Genomic DNA, 24,512 nt, shown 5'->3' with positions numbered 1-24,512 from the left:
GTGTCAGAGGCTCAGACGAGCCTGCCATGACAGTGTTTGAACTTCTGGCCCGAGCCACACGGGCAAAGCGCATTGCGCGGCGTTTCTTCATACCACTGCTGAAGCGTCGCTGCATCCGGCTCGTTAACTGAGCCCGCAGCCGCAAACTGTGCCTGCGGCGCTGCAAAGCTCACTACAGGCTCTGGTTGTGTCAGTGCGGGCGCTGCTGGCGGCGCTTCGAAGCTTTCATGGTGTGCTGAGCTATCGACCACCGGATACGGCGGCGGCTCACTCACAGCCTGGATGCGGCACATCGTCTGCGTCACACGCAGGCGCATGTCATCCAGCATCGCCGTGAACATCTGGAAGGCTTCCTGCTTGTATTCGTTCAGCGGATCCCGCTGACCATACGCACGCAGGCCGATACCCTGGCGAAGCTGATCCAGCCCATGCAGATGCTCTTTCCAGACGGCATCGAACGTGGTGAGAACAACCTGCTTCTCGATCATGCGCATGAGGTCCGGCCCCATATTGGCCGTCCGGGCAGCCTGAGCCTTCTGGGCTTCAGCTTCCACGCGCTCGATCACGCTGTCAGCGTCCATGCCGTCTTCCTTCGCCCAGTCAGCGATCGGAAGCTCAAGATTCAGGACGCGGGAAATTTCAGCCGTGAGCCCGGCCGTATCCCAAGCCTCGGCAAAGGATTTCTCAGGAATATGGGCGTGAACCAGATCTTCGATTGTGTGCAGGCGCAGTTCCGCAATCACACCCGACAGATCTTCGGACGACATATATTCCTTGCGCTGGGAATACACTTCCTTGCGCTGGTCATTCATGACGTCGTCGTATTTCAGCGTGTTCTTGCGCATGTCGAAGTTACGGGCTTCAACGCGCTTCTGAGCCTTCTCTACGGCCTTGTTCAGCCAGGGGTGAACAATCGCCTCCCCTTCCTTCAGACCCATCTTCTGCATCATCGCGCCCATACGGTCGCCAGAGAAAATGCGGATCAGATCGTCTTCGAGGGACAGGAAGAAGCGGGAATTACCCGGATCACCCTGACGCCCTGAACGGCCGCGCAACTGGTTATCAACACGACGGCTCTCATGACGCTCCGTACCGATGACATATAGGCCGCCGGATTCATGAACCGCGCCATGATTGGCTTCAACGGCTGCGCGGATTTCTTCGGTGATGCGCGCACGCTCTGCGTCATCCTCGATCCCATCCGTATAAGCATGGGTCAGCATCTCGATATTGCCGCCCAGCTTAATGTCCGTTCCACGACCCGCCATGTTCGTGGCAATCGTAATCGCACCCGGCGCACCAGCCTGCGCGATGATACTGGCTTCTTTCTCATGATGACGCGCATTGAGCACGCTATGCTTGATGCCGCGCTGATCCAGAATACTGGAAAGGTACTCGCTTCTTTCGATAGACGTCGTACCCACCAGGATTGGCTGCCCCTTGGCGCTCACTTCCTGGATCAGGTCTGCAACCGCGTTATATTTTTCGCCCGCAGTCAGATAGACTTCATCGTCCGTATCAATCCGCTTGACGGCACGGTTCGTCGGAATTTCAACAACCGTCAGGTTATAGATTTCTGCGAACTCATCCGCTTCCGTCATGGCCGTACCCGTCATGCCGGAGAGCTTCGGATACAGGCGGAAGTAGTTCTGGAATGTGATGGATGCGAGCGTCTGGTTTTCCTGCTGGATCTCGACGTGCTCTTTCGCTTCGAGCGCCTGATGCAGGCCATCAGAATAACGACGGCCATCCATCATACGTCCGGTGAATTCATCAATGATGATCACCTTGCCGTCACGGACGATGTAATCAACATCTCGCGTGAACAGCGTATAGGCGCGAAGCGACTGCTGAACGTGGTGAACGACAGCCACGTTATGAATGTCGTACAGGCCACCTTCCTGCAAAACACCGTCCTGGTTCAGGAGCTCTTCGATACGGTGTGAGCCAGCTTCTGTCAGCGTAACACTGCGCAGCTTCTCATCCTTATCGTAAGCTTCCGGCTCCAGCACCAGCTTGGCCACAACCGCATCAACAGTCCGATAAAGGTCGGAGCTGTCATCTGCCGGGCCAGAGATGATCAGGGGCGTCCTGGCTTCGTCGATCAGGATGCTATCCACCTCATCCACGATTGCGTGGTTGAACGGTCGCTGCACCATATCGCCGAGCGAATATTTCATATTGTCGCGCAGATAATCGAACCCGAACTCGTTGTTCGTTCCGTAAGTAATATCTGCTGCGTAAGCTTCACGACGTTCTTCATCCCCCAGATTCGGGATGATCACGCCGGTTGTCAGACCGAGGAAGCTGTAAAGAACCGACATTTCCTCGGCATCACGACGGGCCAGATAATCGTTCACCGTCACAACATGCACGCCCTTGCCGGACAGCGCGTTCAGGTAAACAGCCAGCGTTGCAACAAGGGTCTTGCCCTCACCCGTCCGCATTTCCGCAATGCGACCGTCATGCAGAACCATCGCACCGATCAACTGCACGTCAAAATGACGCTTGCCCAGAACACGGCGAGAGGCCTCACGGCAGACGGCAAAAGCTTCAGGCAGCAGTTTATCAAGGGTTTCGCCTTGGGCGACCCGCTCCTTGAACTCTATAGTCTTGTGCTGAAGCTGCTCGTCACTGAGCCCCTGAACCGTGGGCTCCAGAGCGTTGATCTCCGGCACACGGCGCTGATACGCCTTGAGCGAACGATCATTGGCGGAGCCGAAAAGGGCGCGTGCGAGGCGTGCGAACATGCTGAACCTTGAGATGCCGAGCACCCGGCCGGAAAAGCTCTTTCCACCATCGGAAAGACCTCCCAAACCGGGCAATGACGATTTTCACGTCAGGTGGAGATAGGACCCGTGTGCCCATGGGTCAATGGAGAGGGACCAGAGAAGGCCCTCAAAATACCCATTTCCGCTACGTGACGGAATGGTAAGGGTGCGCGCACTTGCAGGGTTGAGCGGCCTTTGTCATGGTGCAGTCCATTCGGTTTTTCTTATTCTTTATGGTCCGAGGTATTTTCATGCGGCTTTCCCGCTCCACTCTCGCCTGTGCAGCTCTTCTGGCTGGCACGTCGGTTTCGGCTCCCCTCGCATTTGCTGCTCCGGCCGCACCTGCTGCAACCGCTCCGGCCCCGGCTGCTGCACCTGCTCCGAACCCGGACATGGTGATTGCAACCGTTAACGGCGAAAAAATTACCTTGGGTGACGTTCAGCAGGCTGCTGGCAACCTGCCGCCGCAGGCTCGTCAGCTTCAGCCGTCCATGCTGATCCCGCTGCTGGTCAACCAGCTCGTCGATCAGAAGGCAATCCAGATTGCCGCTGGCAAGGAAGGCCTGACCAACAAGCCTGAAGTCAAGGAAGCCATGCAGAACGCCGCCAACAGCGCGCTGCAGAATGCTTACCTTGAAACCAAGGTTGGCCCGCAGATCACGGATGCTGCCCTGCACGACTACTACCAGACGCATTACGCCAACCAGAAGCCAGAGCAGGAAGTCCACGCTCGCCACATCCTCGTGGAGACGGAAGCACAGGCCAAGGACATCATTGCCCAGCTCAACAAGGGTGCTGATTTCGCCAAGCTTGCTGGCCAGCTGTCCAAGGACAAGGGCTCCGCTGGTGCCAATGGTGGCGATCTGGGCTGGTTCAAGAAGGGCGACATGCTGCCGGCCTTCTCTGAAGCCGCTTTCTCCATGAAGCCGAACACAATCTCCCAGACGCCGGTTCACACGCAGTACGGTTACCACGTGATCCAGGTTCTGGGCTCCCGCACGGCTCCGATCCCGAGCTTTGACCAGATCCATGACCAGGTCCGTCAGGAACTGATCCGCGAGAAGGTTCGCCAGATCGTTCAGCAGGCTGAGTCCCAGGTGAAGGTTGTTCACTTCGACGCACAGGGCAAGCCGGTCACGGCCGCTCCGGCACCGGCTCCAGTCAAGAAGTAAGACTAAGACCATGGCAAAGCCGATCCCCGTCTCTCCGCTGGCCCGTCCTCTCCCGGACCTTTCAACGGTTGCTGGTGTTCGGCTTTCCGCCGTCGCCGCGGGCGTCCGCTATCAGGGACGAACAGACCTGATGCTCGCGGAATTTGTCCCCGGCACGATTGTTGCAGGCGTTTACACCAAGAACGCCTGCCCTGGCGCACCCATCCTGTGGTGCCGCCAGGCCCAGACAACTCCCTATGCGCGCGCTCTTCTGGTCAATGCCGGAAACGCCAACGTCTTCACAGGACGGGCCGGCATTCAGGCCTGCGAAGACTGTGCAGACGCGGTGAGCAAGCTGCTCGACTGCCCCCCGCAGGACGTTTTCCTCTCATCGACAGGCGTCATTGGAGAAAAACTTCCACAGGACAGAATTATTGCGGCCCTGCCCGCCGCACAGGCTGGCCTCTCGGAAGATAACTGGGCACAGGCTGCCCGCGCCATCATGACGACGGACACCTTCCCCAAGGCCGCGCGTCGCGACGTAACGATTGGTGGCAAGCCGGTTCGCCTTCAGGGTATTGCCAAGGGTTCTGGTATGGTCGCCCCCGACATGGCCACGATGCTGGCCTATGTCGCGACGGATGCGAAGCTTCCTCAGAATGTGCTCCAGTCCCTTCTGGCCTCTGGCTGCGCGCAGAGTTTCAACTCCATCACAGTCGATTCGGACACCTCCACGTCAGACACCCTGATGCTGTTCGCAACCGGCCTGGCCGATAATCCGGCCGTTGATGACGTCAACGATCCCGCTCTCGCCGAATTTACCCTCGCCCTGAATGACCTGCTTCTGGAACTTGCCCTGCTGGTTGTCCGGGATGGTGAAGGGGCGACGAAGCAGATCCGCGTTGAAGTCACCGGTGCGGATTCCAATCTTTCCGCACATCGCATTGCGCTCTCAATTGCCAACTCGCCACTGGTCAAAACGGCCATCGCTGGTGAAGACGCAAACTGGGGCCGTGTCGTGATGGCTGTAGGCAAGAGTGGTGAACCCGCAGACCGTGACCTTCTGTCCGTTGCCATCGGCGGGACCTGGATCGCGCGCGATGGTGGCGTTGTCGAGAACTACGATGAAGCCCCCGTCGTCGCACACATGAAGGGCCAGGACATCGAAATTACAGTCGATATGGGGCTTGATGATGGACAGGCCCGCGTGTGGACGTGTGACCTGACGCATGGCTACATCGACATCAATGGTTCTTACCGCAGCTAGAGCGATCAACACGAGAGCGGGAGCGGGGGTTGTGCAGCCCTCCGCCTCCCGTTAGCACAGGTATCGCTCCAATTGGCGGGCGCTTGGTATGAGGAAACTGTCCATGTCTGCTGCAACTCGTGTCGTTGTTCTCGGTGGCGGTGTCGGAGGTCTTGAGGCTGCTACGGCCCTTGGTCGCCGAAACAACATAGCCGTGACACTCGTTGACCGCAGCCCGGTCCATTACTGGAAGCCTTCCCTGCATGAATTTGCAGCAGGCACGATGCAGCATGACGGCAACTGTATTCCTTTCGCAGAAACCGCTGGAAAATTCGGTTTCAGCTTTGTCCAGAGCCTGCCCACCGCCGTTGACCGTACCGCCCAGACAGTCACGCTCGAAAACGGGAGCACCCTCCCCTACGACTATCTGGTTGTCGCGCTGGGTTCCCGCGCCAATGATTTTGGCATTCCAGGCATTCTCGATCACTGTCGCTTCATTGACAGCCTCAATGATGCAGACACTCTGTACTCCGAATTCCGCAAGGCCCTTCAGACAGCGCGCGCAGCCGGTCAGAAGCTGAGCCTCGGGATTGTCGGTGGCGGCGCCACGGGTGTTCAACTCGCTGCCGAGCTTTGCAAAGCCATTGATGAAGCGCCTGGCCTTGGCCCGTCAGTTCGCAAAACGGGTCTTGATGCTGTCCTGATTGAAACCGGGCCGCGCATCCTTCCCGCCTTCCCGGAAGCCGTGTCCACGGCAGCAGCCAGCCAGCTCGAAAAGCTTGGTATTTCTGTGCGTACGGGCGCCATGGTTGTTGGCGCTGACGAGCGTGGCTTTAATCTCAAGTCCGGCGAGCAGATTCCTGCGACCCTTCGGGTCTGGGCTGCGGGTGTTCGCGCCTCTGATGCCACAGGCCTTTTTGATGGCCTGGAACGCGGCCGTGCAGGGCAGCTTGGTGTGACACAGACTCTTCAGACAACTGAAGACGCCAAGATCTTTGCGATTGGCGACTGCGCCCGCATTGACGCCGCACCAGTGGCCCCAACGGCTCAGGCTGCCCGCCAGCAAGGCCAGTATGTTGGGCGCGTCCTGCCGCAGATCGTTGCCGGCCAGACACCTGCACCATTCGTCTATAATGATCGCGGCGCCGTCGTGGCCCTCGGCGATTATAACGGCTGGGGCATGCTGGATGCCAATCGCAGCTTCGGTGGCGGTCTGGTGTCCGGTCTGTTTGCACGCCTTATTCATGAAGGGCTGTACCGCCAGCATCAGGCTGGTATCGTGGGCCTGGTAAAGACGGCTTGCACAACGGTGAAAGAGCATCTTTCTCCCGTAAAGCCAGACCTCGGCGCCTGAAATCGCCCGACAGATGTGACCGTCGGGCCGTGGCATCACCAAGTGAGCGGACATGACCGACGCACATCTGCCTTCCACGTTCGATCAGACCATGCAGCGGGTCGAAAACGTCCTGTCTGACAAGGGCTTCAAATTTCTCCAGGCGGATACCATGCGTCCGCTTCTGGAGCACGAAGGCCTGACAGACTGGGACAGTTTTGCCGCCAGCTGGAACGACCTCGGTCTTGATCTCTACATGGCCGATGGGGGCCGCTACCGCCGCCGTCGCTATGCGACCTTTACGGTCAGTTCCGAAAACATCACGCGCAAACCAAATCAGCCCCACTACCAGAGCCGGGATCACAACCTGCTCAATGGCGGCATCGAGCGCTGGTTCGGGCCGATTGAAGACGCGATTGCCACTCATCCCGCCATGCTGGCAGCCATTCGGACAATTGGCCGATTCGCAGATGCCCTGACACCCTCCGAATCACGGCCCGAAACGTGGCATGCAGAGGTTCACCAGTTCCGGATTGAAGCCAATCCTGACAGTGAAGGGCGCCCCACCCCGGAAGGCATGCACCGCGACGGTGTGGACTGGGTGCTCGTCCTGATGATCGGCCGCCACAACGTTGAGCAGGGTGTGACGACAATCCATGATGACCAGAAAGATCTTCTGGGCTCATTCACCCTGACCAAGCCATTTGATGCTGCGATCGTGGACGATCATCGCGTTTACCATGGCGTTACAGCCGTCACCCCACAGGATGCAGACAAACCTGCCTATCGTGATGTGCTGGTTATCACCCTTCGCCACGAATAAACCTGAAATCTCCGATGGATCGACAGGCTTAATTCCGTGTTAAGAATAACATCATGACGATCCAGCAGATTCTTTCCCGTATCCGGCTTCGCCATCTGGCGCTGCTTACAGTCTCAGCCCTCTCGGTCGCCGCTACGGTGAGCGCTGCGACAACGCATCACCGGACGCATCACACGCGTCAGGCAAATGCCGTCAGCGCAGGGGCCGCACCGGTCATCCTGTCTGCCCATCCCGGCACACAGCTTGATATCGATGCCCGCAAACTGAACACAGACGATCTGGAAGATGCCGCCAAGCATCACGATCAGCCGGTCGTGCTCGTCGGCTCTGCCCCGCTCTCTGCTGGCAAGAATGACGAAGCCCTGTTCGTTCAGCTTCAGTCAGCCCGGCTCTGCGGATCTGCTGGCTGCACCACATCCGTCTATCTGCGCCACAACGACAGTTGGAAAACAGTTCTGGATTCCGTGAACGGCGATATTTCCGTTCTCCCCACACGCCATAAAGGCATGCATGACCTTCTCGTTGGCAAGAACGACAAGTGGATCTGGGACGGCAACGAGTATCAGGACACGCTCAGCGCGCCACCCATGCCCAAAATGAACGGGCCGAACTGACAATTTTCAGGAGAGTCTGGAGCGGGTGAAGGGAATCGAACCCTCGTATGCAGCTTGGGAAGCTGCCGTTCTACCATTGAACTACACCCGCGACGTCGCTGCTTATATCCCCCCCTTTGCGCCTCTGCAATCCATGCCGAAGGGGTGTTGACGCAAAACCACTCCTCGGCCCATAGTCCGCTCGTGAAATGGCCATAAAGACCGTTTCATCCTCGTGATTTGAGCGGCCGGCTTGCGGCGAGGATAAATAACTGCGCTAAAGAGGCCCTGCGGTTTTCCATCCAAGATTTCCCAGGACTTCCACGGCCCGCCACATGCTTTCCGCCTATCCGGGTGGAAACCTTATGGAGGGACTGATTAATGTCTTCAGAAAACTGGCGTACTGCCACCCGTCTCCTGCACGACGCACCGAACCGCACTGAATTCGGTGAAACGTCCGAAGCCATTTTCCTGACATCGGGCTTTGTCTACGATAGCGCCGAACAGGCTGCGGCGACGTTTACGGGTGACGTTGAGCACTTCCAGTATTCCCGCTTCGGCAACCCCACTGTCGACACGTTGCAGGAGCGTCTCGCTCTGCTCGAAGGGGCTGAAGCCTGCATCGCGACCTCTACAGGCATGGGTGCCGTTTCTTCGGCTCTTCTGGCCCATGTGAAAACCGGGGAGCGCGTCGTCGCATCCCGCGCCATCTTCGGGTCCTGTTACTGGATCGTCACCAGCCTGCTGCCGCGCTACGGCATTGAGACGGAACTGGTTGATGGTGATGACTATGAGGCATGGGAGCGCGCGCTGTCCCGCCCGACAGCTGCTGTTCTGATTGAAAGCCCGTCCAACCCAATGCTGGACGTTCTCGATATCCAGCGCATCGCAGACCTTGCTCACAAGGCAGGCGCGCTGCTGATGGTGGACAATGTGTTCGCATCCCCCATCGGACAGTCTCCCCTCAAGCTCGGCGCTGACGTGGTGCTGTATTCCTGCACGAAGCACATTGATGGTCAGGGCCGTGTCCTAGGGGGCGCCGTTCTGGGCAGCGACAAATGGGTCAAGGAAACCCTCCAGCCCTTCACCCGCAACACGGGTAACGCGCTGTCTCCGTTCAATGCATGGGTGCTGCTGAAGGGGCTGGAAACTCTCAAGCTCCGGACCGAAGCCATGGCGCGCAATGCGGCAGATGTCGCAGATGCACTTGCTGGCCTGCCGGGCGTCGTGAATGTCCGCTATCCAGGCCGTAGCGATCACCCGCAGCATGCACTTGCTCAGAAGCAAATGAGCAACGGTGGATCTCTCGTCGCTTTCGAAGTCGAGAACGGCAAGGCTGGCGCTTTCGCATGCCTGAACGCCTTCGGTCTCATCGCAATTTCCAACAACCTGGGTGACGCCCGCAGTCTGGCGACGCATCCGGCAACCACGACGCATATGCGTGTTGGCGAAGATGAACGCGCACGTCTGGGCATCACTGACGGTGTGATTCGTCTTTCCGTTGGTCTGGAAGATGCAGCCGATCTGATTGCAGACGTTACCGCCGGTGCCGCCGCTGCTCACGCTGCAAAATAAGTTTTCCTGACAAAGGCGCGGGATGACATTAGAATGGCATTATGCCTGACAAGTCATCCCAACCCCATCTCCTGGCTGATCCGGAAGCGGCAATGGCCGAAGCCATGGAAAACGCCCCCCGTTTCAGCCAGATAACGGACGACGTGACCGTAACCGTCCGCACGTTCTGGCTGGACGACCAGTCCCAGCCGGAAGACCACCGCTTTGCGTGGGCGTATCATATCTGCATTGAAAATGGTCGGAAGGACACCTTCCAGCTGATTTCCCGGAGCTGGGAAATTGTGGATGGCCTTGGACGGACCGAGCACGTTCACGGAGATGGCGTTGTTGGAGAACAGCCCATCATCGGTTCGAAAGACCAGTATGATTATACGTCTGGCGCCATGCTCACCACGCCAAGCGGTTTCATGCGCGGCACGTACCACATGCTCGAGCCGGTTTCAGGCCAGCGCTTTGACGTGCATATCCCCACGTTCAGCCTCGACAGCCCCCACGAAGCCGGGCTGCTGCACTAACTCCTAATACCTACCCTTGACGTTGCGCGCCCGGCAGCCCATTCCTGCGCGCATGCGTATTGCTGCCCTTCTTCTCGCCGCCGGTCGTGGCCGGCGCTTTGCAGCTGGCTCGCCCGAAGGTGAGGGCTCCAGCAAGCAATTCCGGATGCTGCGGGGAAAACCCGTCATCCGCCGTGCCGCTGAAGCTCTGCTTCCACACGTGGACATCCTGCTTCCCGTAGGAGATGACCCACTACTGGCTGACAGTCTGGCCGGGCTGAATGTTCTGCCGCCCGTATCAGGCGGTGCAGAGCGTCATGACAGTGTACGCAACGGACTGGAAACGCTCGCAAATCTGACAGAGCCCCCGGATCTCGTGCTTGTCCATGACGGCGCGCGCCCCTGCGTGCCGCCCGAGGTGGTTCAGAACGTCATTGAAGCACTGAAGGCCCATGCCGGTGTTATCCCTGCCGTTGCGGTCAGCGATACGATCAAGAAAGTGGAAAACGGTATCATTGTCGATACAGTCTCCCGTGAAGGGCTGTGGCGCGCACAGACCCCGCAGGGCTTTCACTTCCCGACCCTGCTCGAACTTCACCGAACCCAACGTGATGCCCGCACCGATGATGCCGCATTACTGGAACATGCAGGCCATCCGGTCGCAATCGTTCAGGGCTCGGACAACAATATCAAACTGACAGTTGCGGAGGATCTGATGCGTCTTGAAGGTGTAATCGACGGCAACCTGCTGCCCCGCGTTGGGCTTGGCTATGACGTCCACGCATTCGAGGAAGGCCGCAAGCTGATCCTCTGCGGTATTGAAGTTCCCCATACGAAGGGTCTGGCCGGTCATTCAGACGCCGATGTTGGCATCCATACGCTCTGTGACGCCATTTATGGTGCGCTGGCTGAGGGCGACATTGGCCGTCATTTCCCGCCGACTGACAACGAGTGGAAGGATATGGATTCCGCCCGCTTCCTCATCCACGCTGGCGAACGTATCCGTGCCCGTGGCGGCTTCCTCGTCAACGCAGACATCACTCTGATCTGCGAACGCCCGAAAATCGGCCCTCATGCCAAGGCGATGCAGGACCGTCTGGCAGAGCTGCTACAGGTGAATGTCAGCCGCATCTCCGTGAAGGCCACTACATCGGAACGCCTTGGCTTCACAGGCCGCGAAGAAGGGATTGCAGCAACAGCTGCCGTCAGCATTATGGTGCCGGATAACGGAGACGCCTGAGCGTCCAGGTTTACTTTCCAGGAAAATTCCAGAGCCCATTCTTCATAGCGGAGAGTGGGCTTTTTTCTTGTCGCACTAACAAAAGCGACAGGCCTGACAGGTTCTCAGGCCCAGTTCATGGCGCTTCAACCGTGGATAGCGCAGACCACGACAATAATCGGCGTAGCGGCAAGAAGAAACCATGCCCCCATAGAGCACTTTGCTACAAGACGTTTACCCATGTGACGCATGGGACGACTGACGGATACCGACATATCTTCCTCGACTCTGACATTGCAGGACAGAGCGGAAACTGCGCCATAACTCCCTGTGGAAGCCAGTCACTAATCATCTCGTTCTGTCACAGCGCCAGATGCGCCCCGATTATGGCAAGATCATGCCCTAAACCGGGAAATCAGGTGTTTCGGGCAAACTTTAGAAACTGAACGGTTTCCGCAGCATCTTTTTCCCGAATTGCCATGATGCGAATCAGCTCATCGTCCTGTCCCCAGACCAGAAGCTGCTGCCGTTCATCCGCATTTGCGACAAAAACCGCCTCTTCCAGACTGATCGCGTCGTAAAGCAGCGCCAGAGACAACAGAAGGCTTCCAAAGCACTGTGTCAGCACCCCTAGGGCCGCGAGCTCCGTTTCTCCCTGGCGGGATAGCAGACGCTCCAGCCCCGTCACGTAATCGCCAGACTGCGTTACAGGCATAAGTCCGTCTGTTACTTCCGGACGAATGCCCTGCGTCGCCAGCCAGGCAAAGACGCGCTCCACTGTCGAGTCGGCAGGACCTTTGCGATAGCAGAGCCCGTCATCCAGACCCAATCGTAGAAGCGCTTCCCGAGCCTCAATCAGATCCGGGCGAATCCGCTCGATCATGGTTCCGGCAACGCGGGTCATGGAGAGCTGTTCAGGCGTAAAGGAGGCATCCTTTGGAATAGCCTCCCATTCTGCCGCAATCGCCTTCGCCAGGCACTGCGAGGCAACGGCCAGTACAGTTCCCTGAGGAAGCCGGATGGGCCGCCCGTCCAACTCAGGAGAGAATAACCCGTCGCGCTCCCCGACTGAAACGCTCTGCCAGAATCGTTTGCGGCTGCTCAATGGAGAACTCCCAGCGCGCGCAGAATGTCACCCGCTTTGTTGTGATGATGAGACTGCTCGGGCGGCGGCGGTCCAGCCTGCCCTTCACGGGCAGCCGCAAGCGCGGCTGTGCAGGGATCAGCCAGGGCTTCCCCACCAATCGAAAGCTGGAATCGGCCACCGGCATCCCTGTCCTGCTTCGCCTGTGGCGCAGACAAGGTGCCCGTTACGATAACAGGGGTGGAAGCACCGGCACCTTCGAAGTCAATACTGGGCACGAGATGCAACTGGATTTCCTGCGATCCCAGACGGACCTCACCATGCCCAGCCGTAGAGAACCGGCCAGACTGGAGCCCAATCGTGTCCAGCGTGGCCGTATCGTTGGCAAGCGCCATGTGCAGACCGATACAACGCAGTGGCCGCACTCCGCTTCCCAGAAGAGAATCCGCGCCTGGGCCAGCAATACGGCCCAGGATCTGGCTGTCCACTTTCCCGTCCACCATGGAGACGCCCAGATGCCCGTTCAAAGACTGCCGCAGATCCTCAGCCGTCTGGCCCTGACCCGACACTTCCCCCACAAGCTGGACTGGCCCCTGAAGCAGCAATGGCAGCCCCAGGCCCTCTTCCAGCAGACCGATCGGGAGTACCAAAGGCTGGAACGTCAAATGAGTTGTGACCGGCAGATGGGATGCATCCAGATCCGCCTGTCCCGACAGGGTCAGCCCTTGGCCTTGTCCGGAAATCGGCTCAAGGCGCAGATGACCGTCTGACAGGGTCAGGTGCGTGGCCAGGTTGGTGTAGTCATGTCCATAGAACACAACCCGGTCGAGCGTCAGATGAAGGTCAAGGTCCTGGGCTCGCAGACGCTTGACCCATGAAGGCACAGCCGCGTTTTCCACAACACCTGCGTCAGACACGGCGGGAACAGAAGACTGATCCTGCATCTGAACAGGCTGTGTCGCTGCTTTTTCTACGGTCCCCGTCGCTCCCGGAATGATCGCAGGCGGAGCTTTCGCAGGCTGCTGAGCAGTTGCTTTCACATCCTTCAGCCAGACATCTCTCAGCGCATCCAGATCAAGCTGGGTCGCATGCAGATGCCCGTTAAGGAGCGGCGTAGAGTTTTCATCGGTCAGAAGATGAAGGGCGCCATCGAAGTCTGCCTCGCGGCTTTTGAAAGCCATATCATCCAGCGTGGCTTCACTCAGCCCTTTACTGCTGACCGTGCCCTGAAGCGAAACGTCATGCAAAAGAACGCGCGGCAGGTGAAGCGCTTTAGCCCCGCCCTGCACCACGAGATGACTTTTCTCGGCTCCCACCGTGCCGGAGACCGTTACTTTGGCATCATCCTGAGCATTAATGGGCGGCGTCGCGCCTTCAACATTCAACGCGGTGGACAGAGACAGCTGCATGGACCGCAGTTCAGCCTCAACAGGCACTTCCGTATGGAAATGATCACGTCTTGCGAGATCAACCTGTTCAAGGGTCCCGGCTTTACCAAGGATTCTCCAGTCCGTATCGCGCCACAGCACATCTGCTGCCACGGAAAGCGGCGCAGATGCTGCATCGGCATCAAGATGCAGATTACTGACCGCTGTTCCACGAACCGTCAGACCCGCAACATGCAGATGGATGCGGCTGGGTGCCAGACTCGCCAGTAAGGCCTGTGCCTTCTCGGTCCAGGTCGCATTCGCCACTTGCCCGGCATCACCCTGCACCGTGATGTCTCCACCCAGTCCACGCATGTCAGGCAGGCTGGCATGGGGAAACAGGCGATGAGCATCCTGCAGATTAGGCCATTCTCCCTGCGCAGTCAGAACGAGGCCGCGCAGATTCGATGCATCATGAATCTGACCGTCCACATTCAGCCAGTCGCGCTTGGCATCCGTTCCAAGCGTCGAACCCAGACTGAAAGTCCATGGCTTTGCGCCAGAGCGCAGAAGGGCCAGATCACCCACATGCCCCTGCACCGTGAAGGGGGTTCCGCCGTGGCTCCCCTGCAAATTGATCCAAGGGCTTTGGCTTCGCAGACCAGCCAGATCCATCGTGCCGATCTGGAAGCTACCGCTCATCTTCTGAGCCTGATCGCGCCAGTTCACTGCGCTGTTCGTCAGGTGCAGTGCATCCAGAGAAAGATCCCAGTGAGCCTGCACACGCTCACCAACATGCTGTCGAACCGGCAACGGAGCCTCTGCGCCACCTGCGTCTGAACGCGACGGCTGACTGAACGTCCAGTTGGCATTCCCGTCCGCATCGCGCTCCAAAGAGAGTGTGGCGCCATCCACTACGAAGTCCTGAAAGCGGACCTCGCGGTGAAGAAGCGCCAGAACGGAAAGACCCGCATGCACGGTCCTAGCCTGAAACACCGGAGCCTGGCCCGGACGCTGCAACACCAGATTGCGCGCCTCGAAAGACGGCCATGGCAGGATCTGGATGGTGGAGCTTTTCACCACCATCGAAAGACCCGTCTCTTTTTTCAGAGCCTCGGCCACACGCTGGCGCAGCGCATCCTGATCAATCAGCTCATGTGCAGCAATGCTGACGCCCACAAAGGCAACGATGACCCCGATGAGCGCGCCAGTGAGTTTCCTCATTTTGCAGGCCCTCTGCTGCCCTTGATGCGCTTCGGTGCAGGTGTATCGCCCGGCACGAACCCAAGTGAACGGAACGTTTCACGCATATGCGGCGGCAGTGGTGCCGTCACGATCAGACGACCACCGGCCGGATGCGGAATATCCAGCTGACGGGCATGCAGATGCAGCTTGTCGATAAAGCCTTCCGGATGAGCGGTTTTCCCACCGTAGCGCGGATCACCCACAATCGGCGTGCCCAGAGACTCACAGTGCACACGAAGCTGATGCGTCCGTCCTGTCAGTGGAGACAGGCCGAGCCAGGAGAACTTCTTTCCCGCAGCGTCGATCGTCTCGTATTCGCTCTTGGCAGAAACCGCATCTTCTTCACCGCGGGAAGCCGCCACGACAAGCGCAGCACCACCCGCACCGATTTTGGCCAGGGGCTGATCAATAATACCAGACGCCTGCGCCGGACGGCCGACAACAATCGCCCAGTAGGTCTTGCCAACATCACGCCCACGGAATGCTGCTGCCAGCTTGGCAGCCACACCAGGCGTACGCGCAATCAGGAGAATACCGGACGTATCCCGGTCAATCCGGTGCACAAGGCGCGGACGGTCTTCGTCTTCCTTGCGCAGGCCATCCAGCATCATGTCCACATGCTTGGTGATACCCGGGCCACCTTGCGTAGCCAGACCGGATGGCTTGTCCAGCACCAGAAGATGATCATCCTGATAGATCACCATCTTCTCGATTTCGCGCACCAGCATCGGATCTGGCGGCGGCAGCGGGGCCTGACGGGTCATGTCCGGCAGCGGCGGAATACGCACGCTCTGCCCAGGAGCAAGACGTGCGTTGCTCTGGACCCGGCCACCATCAACGCGGATCTGGCCTTTACGGCACAGCTTCTGAAGCGCGCCCTGAGTGAGATTGGGGTAGTGACGTCTGAACCAGCGATCGAGGCGCAGATCGGCTTCGTCTTCGGTTACAATGCGGTTGGAAACTTTCATGGATCGCGGGATGCCCTTTTGGCGGCCCGTATGTCCAGAAGTTTTCTGATACGGCCCTCGTAACCCCGGTCTGTCGGCTGATAGAGCGAGACCCGCTCCATGCCCTCCGGGAAATAATTCTGTCCCGAAAATGCGTCTTCGGAATCATGGTCGTACTCGTAGCCCTTCCCGTAGCCAATGTCTTTCATCAACGTTGTCGGGGCATTGAGAATATGAGACGGCGGCATGCGGCTTCCCGTCTCACGGGCCAGCTTCCGCGCCGCCTTGTAAGCCATATACACCGCATTCGACTTGGGCGCCGTCGCCAGATGAACCACGACCTGCGCCAACGCCAGCTCACCTTCCGGAGACCCCAGCCGCTCGTAAGTCTGCCAGGCGGCTACGGCCATCGGTAGAGCGTTCGGGTCCGCCTGCCCGACGTCTTCCGCTGCAAACCGGGTCAGGCGTCGGGCAATATACCGCGGATCTTCGCCACCTTCGAGCATCCGGGCGAACCAGTACAGCCCTGCATCCGGATCACTCCCCCGCAGGGATTTGTGCAGTGCAGAAATGAGATTGTAATGCTCTTCCCGGTCGCGGTCATACAGAATGGCCCGTCGGGACAGGATAGCCGCAAGATCTTTCGGGGTCAGTTCCCTGTCAGGGTCCAGAACAACCAGCTGCTCCACCATGTTCAACAGGTAGCGTCCATCGCCATCCGCCATTGCCCGAAGGCTGGCACGCGCCTCCCGATCCAGCGGCAGGCGATGGCCTACGTCTTTTTCCGCATGCGTCAGCAACGCTTCCAGACTGGCATCGTCCAACCGGTTCAGCACCAGAACCTGACATCGGGATAAAAGCGCGGCGTTCAGGGCGAAAGATGGATTCTCTGTCGTCGCCCCCACCAGCACGACCGTCCCGCGCTCGACATACGGCAGGAATCCATCCTGCTGCGCCCGGTTGAACCGATGGATTTCGTCCACGAAAAGCAACGTGCCACGGCCTGTTACTTCCTGATGCCGATCCGCCTCTTCAAAGGCTTTGCGCAGTTCAGCAACACCAGAAAAAACAGCCGAAATCTGTGCATAATGAAGATTGGCTTTGCCTGCCAGCAGGCGCGCAATGGTCGTTTTGCCACAACCAGGACCGCCCCACAGGATGAGGCTGGACAACGTGCCCCGCGCAAGCATTCGCGTCAGAGTACCTTCTGGCCCCAGCAGATGATCCTGGCCGCGCACCTCTTCCAGTGTTTTCGGGCGCAGACGATCTGCAAGGGGCTGCGTCCGTGAAGGCGAACGAGCGGGTATTTTTGGCGCCTCAATAGGGCGGGGCGATGAAGGCTGCCGAGCAGACTGCGTGTTCCCACGGGACGGCGGCTCGCGCCCCGCAGGTCCGGGATTTGTCCCGAACAGATCTGTCATGTCCGCCATGGCTGCCTCCTGATACGGGAACGATCATAGAACTCCCGTACATATTTCGGAACAGCTGTGACTTTAAGGAAGAGCGCCTACTGGAGAATTTTCCGTAAAGCTCCAGGAAGAAGCATGGAAAGCGGATTGACGGTCAACTCAGGCTGACCAACAACACCCGTCACATCAAATGTCGCGGCCAAGACACCGCCGCCCTTCTCTGGCGCCAGAATATGCCCGATCCCCGGCAGCTTCCCCGGCAGCGCGTTCAGGCCAAAGAGTGGCACAATAGTGCCATGCAGAGCCAATGCTGACGTATCCAGATCCACCGGCCCTTCTACAGTGGCGCCAAGCGCCTGATTCCCGATTGTTCCATCGCGCAGAACGAGCTTTCGCCCTTCCAGAGCAATCTTCGTGGACACGTGGCTTACGCTGAAACGATCCGTGCGGCTTTGCGACCAGTGAAGCGGGGAAAGATCGGAAACGGCTGTCAGGGTAAAGGGCGGCTGCAGGAACTGGAACGGCCCGATTTCCAGCTGCCCCCGGAAGGGCGGAAGTCCCAGCCCAAGGCCCGACGTGCCAGCTTTCTCGCGCAGGAAATTCCCATCCAGATGTGCCGCGCCGCCGCCGATCCGATCATATAAGCCCAGCCCTTTCAGCAGTGCTCCCAGATTGTCCACATCCAGAACGAAGGGCTGCCTCCGGCCTGTGTCTGCCAGAATGGCCCTCACACGCGACGGGGCATCCAGTGCAAATCGCCCGGATGTCAGGCTGCCGTTTCGCAGCTCAATATGCGACATGACGCCCCCAACCAGCCCTTTAGGACCAAAATAGACCCGCGGGGCGTGCAGATCGATGGACCAGGCGTCTCCGACACCGGAGGTCTTGTCGGCGGCAGGGCTCCCTGCTTCGCGTGACGCAGCTTCTGCCGCATCCCGGGCAGCCTTGCGCGAGGCCGGATCGAAGAGTGGCGCAAGATCCAGCGGATCAGCATCCAGAGCGATCTGAATGGGAGCGGACGGCTCCCTCGGTAAGGTAATCTGGGCGTCACCTTCGCTTCGGCCCAGACGGAATCCTTCAATAATGATGCTGCTTAAACGTCCGGCCTGCGTTACGCCGCGACCTGCGACAGAAAGCGTCTGACCATGCGCCTGCAACCCATCCAGCGCCACCATGTCATGGCCCCGAAAGCCAATATGGGCAGACGCGACAGCTGCCTCACCTTCAGGCTTGGTCCAGACCGGAACAGTAATTCCGGCCTTTTCCATGTTCAGGGAAAGAGCAAGATCCGCAAGCGTATCAGCATGCTCAATGTAATGCGCTGAAAGCGTGGCCTGCCCCGTGAACAAACCCGCCGGCACAAGGTGCGACTTCACTGCAGACAGGGGATCCAGAAGCGCCGTTGCACGAATATCCTGCAACACACGTCCCGGCGCTCCCTGCTGGAAATTTTCATCCAGCGCGACATGGACAGGGATGCCCGACAACCGCCCGTCCCCTGTCAGGTTCAGGCCGTTTTCCGTCGCCCCCAGTGTGCCGGACGCTCCATCAACAGGCCGCCCCATCAGAACATTGCCCAGATGCACGTTGGCGAATGAGGCTTTGGCCTGAACATGAATGTCACTGTTTTTGAGACGCGCCGTCAGCGGCAGCGTTAGCCGAGCCTCCGCATCAATAGTCCCGGAAGGCTCCGTGAACGGCAGCGGATGCCGTGACAGAAGATGCAGCCTAGGGTGAGAGAGAATATCCCGAAAGGCTGCGACCGATCCCTGAAGATGGGTTTTGATGTCCCCTGTCGTCGGACCTTTCTCATACAGATTGCCAATGCGCACCTGACCGTCAGGGATGCTGATGTTTCCATCTGGCGTGGCCTGCTGACCATGCTCCAGATCAAGAACCAGCGTATCAAATCCATCAAATCCGAGACGTGCATCAATCCCCGTCGCGGGCGGCACAGGCCGCAGCCAGTGCACCGTCAGGTCATGGCCGAGCAACTGACCATCCATACTGGTCGGCAGAATGTGCGACAGCCCATCGCTCGTATGAAGATGGGTTCGGACCATAAGGTCTCGGCCCTGCCCGCTGGTGATGTTAGCAGCGATCCACTTCCGGCCGCCCCTGATGATACCAGCAGGCCAAACGCTCCCGAGCGTCGCAAAATCAAACCCATCAAGACTGGCCGTCGCATCTCCATCCAGCACGTGAATATGCTGGAGATCATCGACGGTCAGATCAGCGGTCGCATGAAGGTGCGTCAGGGCATTATTGGTATCAGCAAGCGTCAGCGAACAGTCAGGAACGGAAAGTCTTGCGGCCCCCTCTGTCCCAGGTTTTGCCATAACCAGATGAAGGGATGCTTTGCCGTCACGCAGATCAACGGGCAGCGCCTCTTTCTGCGCAACATGCCCAGCTCCAAGCGCAACCTGCATCTCAATGCTGGCGGGAAGCTCTCCCATGCCATGAGGCACGACATGAATGTCCGCGCCAATGGTCAGCGGGACGTCCCATGCCGCCAGAGCCGGGGCGAACATATTCAACCCGGACGGTCGGAACGTCGTGGACGTCAAATGCCACTGACCAGTGGTCGCGGAGGTCTGCCCGCCTTTTGCCGTCAGAAGCGTCTGAAATGATCCAACGCGCACGGAACTGCGCCACCAACCATTCCATAGGTAATCATGAGCCGCAGCAGCGACTTTAAGCCGCTGCGCGTGTGCTGCAATCGGCCCTAATAAAAGTCGTTGCCCATTGGGAAGCCCCAGCAGCGTAATGCTAACGTTCTTGAGGTCCAGGGCCGCCAGTCGATCCATCTGTGTCGGAACACCACGGCCGCCGTGTTTCTGGGATGGCAGATCCAGATCGACATCACCATTCGGCTGACGACGCAGAACCAGCGTGACATCCTGCAGGCGCAATCTGCGCGGGGCGATGATGCCGTGCAGAAGTGGGGCAAGTGCCAGAACCGTATCAGCCTCACCAGCCTGTTCGGCAGGCGTGCCATCCAGCCGGGCAACCGTCAGCCCGCGCGCTTCAAGCATCAGCCCCGCAGAAATGCCGCCGGAGCTTGGTTGCCACTGAACACGCAGCCGGGACCACGAAAGGCGCCCGGCGGGATGCCCCGGCTTTTTGCCTGCGACAACAGACACCGGCTCAATGAGACGTGAAACCGCAGTGATATCGACCGGCCCATGCGCCAACTTCCACAACAGGACAGCCGACAGCGCCCCGGCCACGGCGACAGGAGCGACAAAGGCAATGCAGGCCCACCGTGCAACATGCAGATGACGGGGCAAATGAAACGGGCCGGGTGTGTAAGGATCAGGCAGGGCCATGACTGGTTTGCCGGGAAGCCTCCGGCGTTCTCCCTGTCTGTGAAAGAGATGGCTGGAGAGGCTCTCAGGCCCCTGAGGTCAGGCTCCGGAACGCTTCTGCCACGAGGGCAGAGTGCTCAGCAGGCTTAACTTTGCGCCAGATGTGACGGATTACGCCGCTCCCATCCACCAGAAAGGAACTGCGTTCCATACCCATATAGGTGCGGCCATACATGGATTTCTCAACCCACGTACCATAGGCCTCAGCCACCACATGGTCTTCATCCGACGCCAACGGGAACGTCAGTGAGTACTTTGCAGCGAAGCGCTCGATTTTCGAGACGGCGTCCGGGCTGACACCGATAATGGTGAGGCCTTCACTGTCAAAAGACGGCAGGTTCTCCTGAATGGAGCAGGCCTGCGTCGTACAGCCGGGCGTGTCAGCTTTCGGATAGAAATAAAGCAGATATGGCTTACCCTTCAGCGCATCGCTGCTGACGGTACCGCCTCCCGAGACGGGAAGCGAAAACGCAGGGGCCTGGTCGCCCACCTGAAGAGCATGATCTGTCATAGGCACCATGATTGCCTGACACCCTTCGCCCGATCAAGGCGGACGAAGGGTAAAAAGGGCTCAGTATTGCGGATAAACCACAACTGGCGGCGGCGGAGCATAGACGACCGGCGGCGGTGGCGCATAAACCACACGTGGCGGCGGGGCGTACACGACCGGCGGCGGTGGCGGCCCATAAGAGTTGCTCAGCATGGCGCCACCAACGGCACCGATCGCCAGACCGCCTAAAATGCCACCGACGACGGCACCGGTATTTCCACGATGACCGCCACGATGCCAGCCCGGTCCCGGGCCATAATATCCACGCCCTGGGCCACCGTATCCGGGGCCGCCATATCCGCCATGCCAATGAGCTTCAGCGGCGGGAACTACGGCATTCGGGGCAACTACTGCCGTGCCGATCAGCAGGGGCGCAGCCAGAAGGACTGCACGGGTGATGCGACGCATGGCAAATCTCCTCATTACGTCAGACGGGGGATCAGAAGAGATCCTGTCCGTCCTGTGAGAAGAAATCTGCCACACGAAAATGGCAGGAAAAGGCAACAATCATGGCAAGATTTTCTCAAATTATGACTATTGCCCGCCGCTCTCAGTGCTTCGGGTCAATCCGGTGATAACCAGCTGGTGGATCAAAGAGTTCTGCTGACTGAGACGATCGATTTACCAAGGCAGCCTGTACCACAAGCCGTCCGCTCTGGGTCGCGCCGAGCAGCAGACCATCCGCCGTGTAACAGAAGTCTGTGGGCTTGTTGTCGGTGTCCGCAGCTTCCCAGATGACGCACGGCTCCCCAGCAATTGTGGCCGGACCGACCTGTTTCCACGCCCCTGGCGCAGGTGTTCCCGGAGCGGAAAACGATTCGCCCGGCGCCTCGGTGACCGTGGCAGTTTTCAGAGCCGTATCCAGAACCATCAGACGATGAAGCCGGTAATCCGTCAGCATGACCGTTGCGGCCCCTTCCGGATCAACGCGCTGACGCCACATCTGCGAGTTCCAACGCATCCGCTGGTGCAGATGCTGCCCTCCCGGCCCCACCATGACGTAATCGATATCCGCATCGTGCATCGGTGTGACAAAGGGGGCTGTCATGGTGTCAGCAGCGTTCGCTGCGCCGACTACGAGAACAGCCAAGGTAAAGGCGGCGGCCAGAGAAATACGCTTCATTCTTTCATGCCACCGTTTACTGGTCCGCTTGGCGGCTGATCCGGCGATGAGACCGTTCCGTCGCCAGCCGAATCATTAGGAACAGATGGCTGGGTTGTATCCTGTGACGGCGCAACCTGCCCGGGCAAAAGCGTTGGAGCCGCAGGACCTGACGTTTCGGCAGGAGTACCTTCTGCCGCAATATGACCCGGCGTCTGCACACTGGAATCGCCTGCAGCCCCACCTTCCGGCACAGGAGACGGCGTTAGTGTGTTCGCCTGATTGCTGGCTCCCCCCTGACGGCGAGACGCCGTGCGGGGCGTAATTTCCTGGAAACCAGCCGGGGGCTGGAACGTCGCGGTAGGGAGATCCCCATAGGACAGGCTTACAGCGCGGATAGAGCCCGAGGCACCATCGGCATCCACACCATCCTCGGCGAGAATGACACCATCATCCGTCACGCAGGCCGAAGCTTTGCCATGGGCTGTCTGGATATCCCAATGATCACAAACGGCCCCGGCAATCGTCTCTTTACCGCCCTTGGTGTACTTCATGCCCAGATCCAGCATGAACGGATTATGCAGTCCGTGCTGGGGACGAATATGTGCGTACAGTTTGCGCGGCACCATTACGAGCGTCACGACCTGCCCCGGCCGGTCCAGAATCGTGATGCCTTGCCCATCCGCTGAGTCGATCCGCAGCAGATCACCCGAGCCTGAGAAATAGACCTTCACATCGCCGCCCTGAGATGCCGGAGCAGACAGGTGATAGGTCACGGTCGCATCACGCGCGGGCGCCAGTCTCGGATGGTCATCAGCGAGAGCCGATCCGCCACTGCCTGCGAGAAGCAGGCCGGTGAGAAGAGCAGACTGATGCCGCCGGAGGAATGAAATCATCAGGATTCTCCTGGATGTGGGCGCAGAGACGCGATGTCATCGCGCAGGGCGTGCAGACTGAAATCATCCGGCCAGATGGCACGGACAGTCAAAGCCTGGTTCAGCAGCGCCAGATAATCTGCCGCCGGGATACCGATGCCCCCAAGCGTTGTCAGATGGGGAGTGGTATATTGCGTATCCAGAAGGCGATACCCTCCCTTTCGCAATCCTGCAACGAGATGAACCAATGCAATCTTGGAAACATCGCGCTGGCGGGAAAACATGCTCTCCCCGAAAAATGCTCCGCTAAGGGCAACGCCATACAGCCCCCCGACCAGGGCACTGTCGTCCCAGACTTCGATCGAATGTGCAAAACCACGCTGATGCAGAGCGCCATAAAGGTCACAGATTTTCGGGCTGATCCATGTTTCCTCCCGGCCCGGCGCAGGGTCTGCACAGGCGAGCATAACATCTCCAAAGGCCCGATCCGATGTAACCTGAACCTTGCCGGACCGGATCGTACGCATCAGTTTTCGGGGAACAATCATTGCGTCGAGCGGAAGTACTCCACGCTCCTCTGGAAAATACCAGCTGAGCTCGTCACTGTCCCGATCAGGGGCCATCGGGAAAATCCCCGAGGCGTAAGCATCCAGCAGGATTTCAGGCGTAATGTCAGACATCCGGTTTCTGCTTCGCGTCGCACATGGGGGATTATTCACCTTTCTGTACCCGGATGTGGTACATAGTACTCCAATCTCGATGGAGTACTGCATTGCCTATAGCGTTTGTTTATCTGATCTGTCTGATTCCGCTCGGGCTCGCACGCTTCCTGCTCCCTGAAGCTGACGGCCTGCTGATGGCACTCGTCAAAATCTGTTTTGCAGGAATTGTGTTCTGGGGCCTACTGGACTTCTGGCGCCTTCGCCCCAAGCGAAGCTGATCGTCAGATCAGTCCGCCCAGAACCAGAAACAGCCCGATCATAGACACACCCCAGATCAGACTGCGGATGCTTCCCAGACCCAGGGCATAGGCTGGAATATAAGCCAGTCGCCCCAGGAAGTAGAGGCCTGCTCCCCAGGTCACCAGACCTCCGTCCCGACCAGCCACATGGGCCACAAGGACTGCCCCGATAAAGATCGGGAGCGTCTCCTGAAAATTTGCCTGTGCCCGCCGCATTCTGGCGGCAACGCCTGTGTATCGCGGGGCTTCGCCATCCCGGTTACTCGTGGCCCACTGCACACCATCCTGCCTGCGGCAGGCCGCTGATGTCAGAAACAGCTGCACGACAGCCAGAACCAATGTGAAACTCAGCCAGACAAGACTGCTCGGCATCATATTTCCAGCTTTCGTTCAGCGTCC

Annotated in this window: 21 protein-coding genes, 1 tRNA gene and 1 riboswitch; of the genes, 9 read left to right on the top strand and 13 right to left on the bottom strand. The window is 58.9% G+C overall.

Translation table 11 applies throughout. From position 1 onward, the window contains the following. Positions 1 to 11 precede the first annotated feature (11 nt). Positions 12 to 2,750, bottom strand: a complete 2,739-nt coding sequence (gene secA / locus R5H23_RS05800; protein ID WP_046900883.1) for a preprotein translocase subunit SecA — start codon at positions 2,748 to 2,750, stop codon at positions 12 to 14. A gap of 272 nt (positions 2,751 to 3,022) precedes the next feature. Here secA and R5H23_RS05795 point away from each other — a divergent pair, with 272 nt between their 5' ends. The 5 genes from R5H23_RS05795 to R5H23_RS05775 all read left to right on the top strand — a co-directional run bounded on the left by R5H23_RS05795 (position 3,023) and on the right by R5H23_RS05775 (position 7,938). Beyond that, positions 3,023 to 3,943 carry a peptidylprolyl isomerase gene (locus R5H23_RS05795; protein WP_099211107.1) on the top strand — a complete coding sequence of 307 codons (921 nt, stop codon included), beginning with the start codon at positions 3,023 to 3,025 and terminating at the stop codon, positions 3,941 to 3,943. 10 nt (positions 3,944 to 3,953) lie between these two features. Next, positions 3,954 to 5,189 (top strand): bifunctional glutamate N-acetyltransferase/amino-acid acetyltransferase ArgJ, encoded by a 1,236-nt coding sequence (argJ, locus tag R5H23_RS05790; protein WP_046899945.1) that lies wholly within the window; start codon positions 3,954 to 3,956, stop codon positions 5,187 to 5,189. A gap of 103 nt (positions 5,190 to 5,292) precedes the next feature. Further along, entirely contained in the window at positions 5,293 to 6,522 is a 1,230-nt protein-coding gene (locus R5H23_RS05785; protein WP_317214787.1) for an NAD(P)/FAD-dependent oxidoreductase, read from the top strand. A 52-nt stretch (positions 6,523 to 6,574) separates the two neighbouring features. Then, positions 6,575 to 7,324: a 2OG-Fe dioxygenase family protein gene (locus tag R5H23_RS05780; protein WP_046899947.1), complete on the top strand. Its 750-nt coding sequence runs from the start codon at positions 6,575 to 6,577 to the stop codon at positions 7,322 to 7,324. A 53-nt stretch (positions 7,325 to 7,377) separates the two neighbouring features. Next, the gene (locus R5H23_RS05775) at positions 7,378 to 7,938 is read left to right on the top strand and encodes a hypothetical protein (RefSeq protein ID WP_064273848.1); all 561 of its coding nucleotides are present in this window, start codon (positions 7,378 to 7,380) and stop codon (positions 7,936 to 7,938) included. A gap of 17 nt (positions 7,939 to 7,955) precedes the next feature. Here the strand turns inward: R5H23_RS05775 and R5H23_RS05770 are convergent. Continuing rightward, positions 7,956 to 8,029 (bottom strand) — tRNA-Gly (locus R5H23_RS05770). A 110-nt stretch (positions 8,030 to 8,139) separates the two neighbouring features. Continuing rightward, a riboswitch (SAM riboswitch) is annotated at positions 8,140 to 8,219 on the top strand. A gap of 79 nt (positions 8,220 to 8,298) precedes the next feature. On the opposite strand from R5H23_RS05770, the gene metZ reads away from it, so the two are divergent. Genes metZ through R5H23_RS05755 form a run of 3 tightly spaced genes read left to right on the top strand, consistent with a single transcriptional unit; the run spans position 8,299 to position 11,226 of the window. Further along, a complete protein-coding gene (gene metZ, locus R5H23_RS05765; protein ID WP_211497739.1) occupies positions 8,299 to 9,492 on the top strand; it encodes an O-succinylhomoserine sulfhydrylase in 1,194 nt (397 codons plus the stop codon). A 41-nt stretch (positions 9,493 to 9,533) separates the two neighbouring features. Then, positions 9,534 to 10,007, top strand: coding sequence for a Co2+/Mg2+ efflux protein ApaG (apaG, locus tag R5H23_RS05760; protein ID WP_086634393.1), 474 nt, complete (start codon positions 9,534 to 9,536; stop codon positions 10,005 to 10,007). Between the two features lie 52 nt (positions 10,008 to 10,059). After that, positions 10,060 to 11,226, top strand: coding sequence for a bifunctional 2-C-methyl-D-erythritol 4-phosphate cytidylyltransferase/2-C-methyl-D-erythritol 2,4-cyclodiphosphate synthase (locus tag R5H23_RS05755; protein ID WP_317215077.1), 1,167 nt, complete (start codon positions 10,060 to 10,062; stop codon positions 11,224 to 11,226). Between the two features lie 394 nt (positions 11,227 to 11,620). Here the strand turns inward: R5H23_RS05755 and R5H23_RS05750 are convergent, their stop codons facing one another. The 10 genes from R5H23_RS05750 to aat form a co-directional block, all read right to left on the bottom strand. Then, entirely contained in the window at positions 11,621 to 12,310 is a 690-nt protein-coding gene (locus R5H23_RS05750) for an ATP12 family protein (RefSeq protein ID WP_317214785.1), read from the bottom strand. After that, positions 12,307 to 14,880 carry an AsmA family protein gene (locus R5H23_RS05745; RefSeq protein ID WP_317214784.1) on the bottom strand — a complete coding sequence of 858 codons (2,574 nt, stop codon included), beginning with the start codon at positions 14,878 to 14,880 and terminating at the stop codon, positions 12,307 to 12,309. Before R5H23_RS05745 ends, R5H23_RS05750 begins: the two co-directional genes overlap by 4 nt. After that, entirely contained in the window at positions 14,877 to 15,869 is a 993-nt protein-coding gene (locus R5H23_RS05740; RefSeq protein WP_086634390.1) for an RluA family pseudouridine synthase, read from the bottom strand. The genes R5H23_RS05745 and R5H23_RS05740 overlap by 4 nt, the downstream gene beginning before the upstream one ends. Then, positions 15,866 to 17,278, bottom strand: a complete 1,413-nt coding sequence (locus R5H23_RS05735; RefSeq protein ID WP_317214783.1) for a replication-associated recombination protein A — start codon at positions 17,276 to 17,278, stop codon at positions 15,866 to 15,868. Before R5H23_RS05735 ends, R5H23_RS05740 begins: the two co-directional genes overlap by 4 nt. Positions 17,279 to 17,355: 77 nt before the next feature. Then, positions 17,356 to 20,586 (bottom strand): DUF3971 domain-containing protein, encoded by a 3,231-nt coding sequence (locus R5H23_RS05730; protein WP_317214782.1) that lies wholly within the window; start codon positions 20,584 to 20,586, stop codon positions 17,356 to 17,358. A 64-nt stretch (positions 20,587 to 20,650) separates the two neighbouring features. Further along, positions 20,651 to 21,136 carry a thioredoxin-dependent thiol peroxidase gene (gene bcp / locus R5H23_RS05725; protein ID WP_086634387.1) on the bottom strand — a complete coding sequence of 162 codons (486 nt, stop codon included), beginning with the start codon at positions 21,134 to 21,136 and terminating at the stop codon, positions 20,651 to 20,653. 60 nt (positions 21,137 to 21,196) lie between these two features. Further along, positions 21,197 to 21,583: a hypothetical protein gene (locus tag R5H23_RS05720; RefSeq protein WP_046899957.1), complete on the bottom strand. Its 387-nt coding sequence runs from the start codon at positions 21,581 to 21,583 to the stop codon at positions 21,197 to 21,199. Positions 21,584 to 21,725: 142 nt separating this feature from the next. Beyond that, complete coding sequence (locus R5H23_RS05715) at positions 21,726 to 22,298, bottom strand: hypothetical protein (RefSeq protein WP_317214781.1); 573 nt, start codon at positions 22,296 to 22,298, stop codon at positions 21,726 to 21,728. Then, the gene (locus tag R5H23_RS05710) at positions 22,295 to 23,173 is read right to left on the bottom strand and encodes a hypothetical protein (RefSeq protein ID WP_317214780.1); all 879 of its coding nucleotides are present in this window, start codon (positions 23,171 to 23,173) and stop codon (positions 22,295 to 22,297) included. The genes R5H23_RS05715 and R5H23_RS05710 overlap by 4 nt, the downstream gene beginning before the upstream one ends. Then, a complete protein-coding gene (gene aat, locus R5H23_RS05705; RefSeq protein ID WP_317214778.1) occupies positions 23,173 to 23,832 on the bottom strand; it encodes a leucyl/phenylalanyl-tRNA--protein transferase in 660 nt (219 codons plus the stop codon). The genes R5H23_RS05710 and aat overlap by 1 nt, the downstream gene beginning before the upstream one ends. A 92-nt stretch (positions 23,833 to 23,924) precedes the next feature. On the opposite strand from aat, the gene R5H23_RS05700 reads away from it, so the two are divergent. After that, positions 23,925 to 24,092 (top strand): hypothetical protein, encoded by a 168-nt coding sequence (locus tag R5H23_RS05700; protein WP_157091174.1) that lies wholly within the window; start codon positions 23,925 to 23,927, stop codon positions 24,090 to 24,092. A gap of 3 nt (positions 24,093 to 24,095) precedes the next feature. On the opposite strand, the gene R5H23_RS05695 is transcribed toward R5H23_RS05700, so the two are convergent. Then, positions 24,096 to 24,488 carry an MAPEG family protein gene (locus R5H23_RS05695; RefSeq protein ID WP_317214777.1) on the bottom strand — a complete coding sequence of 131 codons (393 nt, stop codon included), beginning with the start codon at positions 24,486 to 24,488 and terminating at the stop codon, positions 24,096 to 24,098. Between the last annotated feature and the right edge of the window lie 24 nt (positions 24,489 to 24,512).

Origin of the sequence: Gluconobacter sp. GP1 (assembly GCF_032913585.1) — a bacterium.
In the GTDB taxonomy this organism is placed as follows: domain Bacteria; phylum Pseudomonadota; class Alphaproteobacteria; order Acetobacterales; family Acetobacteraceae; genus Gluconobacter; species Gluconobacter cerinus.
Note: the sequence above shows the minus strand (reverse complement) of the source record. Positions and strands in the feature narration are given on the sequence as shown.